The organism is Sulfuriferula sp., from assembly GCF_054605375.1.
Genome location: NZ_JBTSEG010000061.1, coordinates 1 through 3,661, shown reverse-complemented (window position 1 = coordinate 3,661; position 3,661 = coordinate 1). Strand labels below are relative to the sequence as shown.

Here is a 3,661-nt window from a genome sequence, read left to right as displayed (position 1 = left end):
AATTCACGCTTGCGCGTGCGCTTGAGACTGAGGTCTAGGTTCAGGGTGGTTTGTTTCATGGGCTCAATGTTGACACAATGGGTTCGGGTGCGGGGCGCGAAAGTGGGGGTTTTGCAGAGTTTCCCTAATGGAATCAGACTGTCACGGCGTTCGAGCAAGTAATCACGATATTCAACCTTGGGAGGTTTGTGATATATCGACCAAAAGCGGCGGTAGCCTTCTTTATTTCCCAACTCATATATATGCCCTGCCAAGCTAAATACAGGCGCGTTATTTTTGTGCAGCAATTCGGCGGGTAGGTTGAAGTGAGTGGATACCGTGCCATCGTGCATCACATCAGCAAAAAACAGTAGTGCGTAGTCTTCCTCGTTTACACCGATGATTTCGCAACCCACCAGGTCTACCCATTTATCAAAGACTTGTTTGAGGTTGTCGGGAGTAATCTGGGTACGGATAATGTCGCCAGATTTGATGGCGATTTTAACGGTGCTGATGAACTCGTCTGCATGTTTGGAAATGTTGAATGAGACAAAATGTGTCCCGATATGGGCGGAGATTTCTGCTAATGCTTCTAGGGTATATTGACTGGCCGATTTACCCCATTTTACTGTCTTTTTGGCTAGGAAAGGCAGTACGTCGGCTGTCTTCATCAGCGCAGCTTTTTCAGTGTCTACCACTGCCAAAAAAGGCGGAATTGTTTCACCAACGTTCAATGCTACTTGGACGTAATGCAGCAATTGCGTGAACATGGCATAGCTGGAGTGCTTGCCTGTGTCTTTGGCTTCAAACCAGATTTCCTTGGTTTGAATATCAATCAAACCTTTGGTGAAGCTTTTTAAGTTCAGTGCTTTGATATATGCGTCTTTAACGTCTTCTTCGCTGCGCGCATTTTGTAGCTGAGTGTAAAGGCTCATGGGTCACTCTATTTAGATAGTGGCGAGGCAGATGCACTGCGCGCTATTATTGCACCACCCACTGAAAATCATGCCAAGAATTGGTTTTTTTTTTTGAAGAAGCCGGGGCTGTTCCCCCTATCGTTCCCCCGAAGACCTATAATGCAAAAAGGCCAATCCGAAGATTGGCCTAACTGCATGTTGCGTATGGTGCGCCCGGAGAGATTCGAACCCCCGACCCCTTGGTTCGTAGCCAAGTACTCTATCCAGCTGAGCTACGGGCGCTTTGAAAGTGTGAAATTCTAACATAAATTCTGGCGGAGAGAGAGGGATTCGAACCCTCGGTAAGGCTATAAACCCTACGCTCCCTTAGCAGGGGAGTACCTTCGACCACTCGGCCATCTCTCCGTTTGAGACAGCGCGCAATGATAGCTTCTTGCGCGCTACCGGTCAAATTTATGCGGCTTTTTCCAACCCGAAAGCTTTGTGCAGAACGCGCACGGCCAGTTCCAGATATTTTTCGTCGATGACGACAGAAATCTTGATCTCGGATGTGGAGATCATCTGGATGTTGATGCTTTCTTCGGCCAGGCTTTTGAACATGCTGCTGGCAATGCCTACATGCGAGCGCATGCCAACACCGACGATGGAGACCTTGGCAATTTTGTCGTCACCGATCACTTCACGCGCGCCGATTTTCGCCTGCATGTCTCGCAGCATTTGCAAAGTGCGTGCATAGTCATTGCGATGTACGGTGAAAGTGAAATCCGTGGTGTTGTTAGCGCCTACGTTCTGGATGATCATGTCAACATCAATGTTTGCGTCTGCAACAGGCCCCAGGATTTGATACGCAACGCCAGGGGTGTCTGGCACGCCAAGCACGGTAATTTTGGCTTCGTCGCGGTTGAAGGCGATGCCGGAGATAATGGCTTGTTCCATGTTGTCATCTTCCTCGAATGTGATGAGTGTACCTTCGCCTTCATCCTGAAAGCTGGATAGTACGCGTAATTTGACTTTATATTTGCCGGCGAACTCGACTGAGCGAATTTGCAGTACTTTCGACCCCAGGCTGGCCATTTCCAGCATCTCTTCAAAAGTGATCGTCTTGAGGCGCCGCGCTTCTGGCACGATGCGCGGATCCGTCGTGTATACGCCATCGACATCGGTGTAGATATGGCATTCATCGGCCTTCAACGCGGCAGCCAGCGCCACGCCAGTAGTGTCTGAGCCACCTCGCCCCAGCGTCGTGATATTGCCGTGCTCATCAACGCCCTGGAAACCCGCCACGACGATGACATTGCCTGCCTGAAGATCAGTGCGCAGGTGCTGTTCGTCAATATTCAGGATACGTGCCTTGGTATGGGCGTTGTCGGTAAGGATGCGTACCTGGGCACCGGTATAGCTTTTGGCTTTCAGGCCCAGATCCTTGAGCGCCATGGCGAGCAGGGCAATTGTGACTTGCTCACCGGTAGAGACCAATACGTCCAGTTCGCGTGCATCGGGCTGCGATTGCACATCGTGTGCCAATTTGATCAGTCGATTGGTTTCCCCACTCATGGCGGACAACACCACCACGACCTGGTGTCCGAGCATTTTGAATTTGGCGACGCGTTCGGCTACTTGTTTGATGCGTTCGACGCTACCGACTGAGGTGCCACCGTATTTTTGTATGATGAGTGCCATTTATTCTTTTCTGATTCAAAAAATTAAATTCTATCCCAGCGCAGTCAAAATAACGAGGCAGCGCCGTCGAGTTTTACTTTAATGCCGTGGTCAGGTGAGGCGCCAGGGTTTGCAGTAACTGGGCAAAAATCTTTGGATTACCCGCGACTACATTGCCGGTGTCGATATAGCTATCGTCCCCATTGAAATCCCCCACCAGGCCACCAGCTTCCTGAATAAGCAGGCAGCCGGCGGCAATGTCCCATTTGTTCAGGCCAATTTCCCAAAATCCGTCCAGTCGTCCTGCAGCGACGTAGGCCAGATCCAGCGCCGCAGAGCCTGGCCGTCGTACGCCGGAGGTTTTTTGCAGCATGTCTCGGAACATGGCCATATAGGCGTCCAGATGGCTGAAATCACGATATGGAAAGCCGGTGCCAATCAGGGAGTCCGCAAGTTTCAATCGATTGGATACACGGATGCGACGGTCGTTCAGATAGGCTCCCTGGCCGCGCGAAGCAGTAAACAGGTCATTGCGGCTGGGATCGTAGATCACGGCCTGATTCAGTTGGCCTTTATGCAGCAGGGCTATAGATACTGAATATTGAGGAAATCCATGCAGGAAATTGGTTGTACCATCCAGTGGATCGATCACCCATTGAAATTCGGAATCGCCTTGCGCGCCGCTCTCTTCTGCTAAAATCGAGTGGCTTGGATAGGCAGCCAGCAATATGTCAATAATGGCTTGTTCGGCAGCGCGATCCACCTCTGAAACGTAATCATTGTGATTTTTGTGTTTGACCGTGAGTGCGTCAATATCCAGAGACGCGCGGTTGATAATAGCGGCGGCGCGCCGGGCGGCTTTCACCGCGGTGGTGAGCATGGGATGCATGTTGATATGTCAATGAGCGTGGAAACAGCCTCCATTTTAAAGGTAAGTGCGCGTTGAATAAAACTTTTTTGCTTAATAATGTACGAATTGTACTGAGTCATACCAGTCATCCCGGCAATATCGGCTCGGCGGCACGGGCGATGAAAACCATGGGGCTGAGCGACTTGCGCTTGGTGAACCCCAAGCTGTTCCCTGATCCGGTTGCCCATGCCATGTC

Annotated in this window: 4 protein-coding genes and 2 tRNA genes; 1 reads left to right on the top strand and 5 read right to left on the bottom strand. The window is 50.7% G+C overall.

Annotated features, from left to right (window positions below; all coding sequences use genetic code 11):
• The 5 genes from ACYCZJ_RS16390 to ACYCZJ_RS16370 form a co-directional block, all read right to left on the bottom strand.
• A partial coding sequence (locus tag ACYCZJ_RS16390) for a hypothetical protein (RefSeq protein WP_461555292.1) occupies window positions 1–914 on the bottom strand: 914 nt, incomplete at its 3' end.
• Between the two features lie 187 nt (window positions 915–1,101).
• Window positions 1,102–1,178, bottom strand: a tRNA-Arg gene (locus tag ACYCZJ_RS16385).
• 30 nt (window positions 1,179–1,208) lie between these two features.
• Window positions 1,209–1,301: transfer RNA gene (locus ACYCZJ_RS16380), tRNA-Ser, on the bottom strand.
• A gap of 48 nt (window positions 1,302–1,349) precedes the next feature.
• On the bottom strand, window positions 1,350–2,576 hold the full coding sequence (locus tag ACYCZJ_RS16375) for an aspartate kinase (RefSeq protein ID WP_461555291.1): 1,227 nt from the start codon (window positions 2,574–2,576) through the stop codon (window positions 1,350–1,352).
• 73 nt (window positions 2,577–2,649) lie between these two features.
• Window positions 2,650–3,444 carry an inositol monophosphatase family protein gene (locus ACYCZJ_RS16370; RefSeq protein ID WP_461555290.1) on the bottom strand — a complete coding sequence of 265 codons (795 nt, stop codon included), beginning with the start codon at window positions 3,442–3,444 and terminating at the stop codon, window positions 2,650–2,652.
• Between the two features lie 53 nt (window positions 3,445–3,497).
• On the opposite strand from ACYCZJ_RS16370, the gene ACYCZJ_RS16365 reads away from it, so the two are divergent.
• Window positions 3,498–3,661 (top strand): TrmH family RNA methyltransferase (locus ACYCZJ_RS16365; RefSeq protein WP_461555293.1); only part of this gene is annotated, 164 nt, incomplete at its 3' end.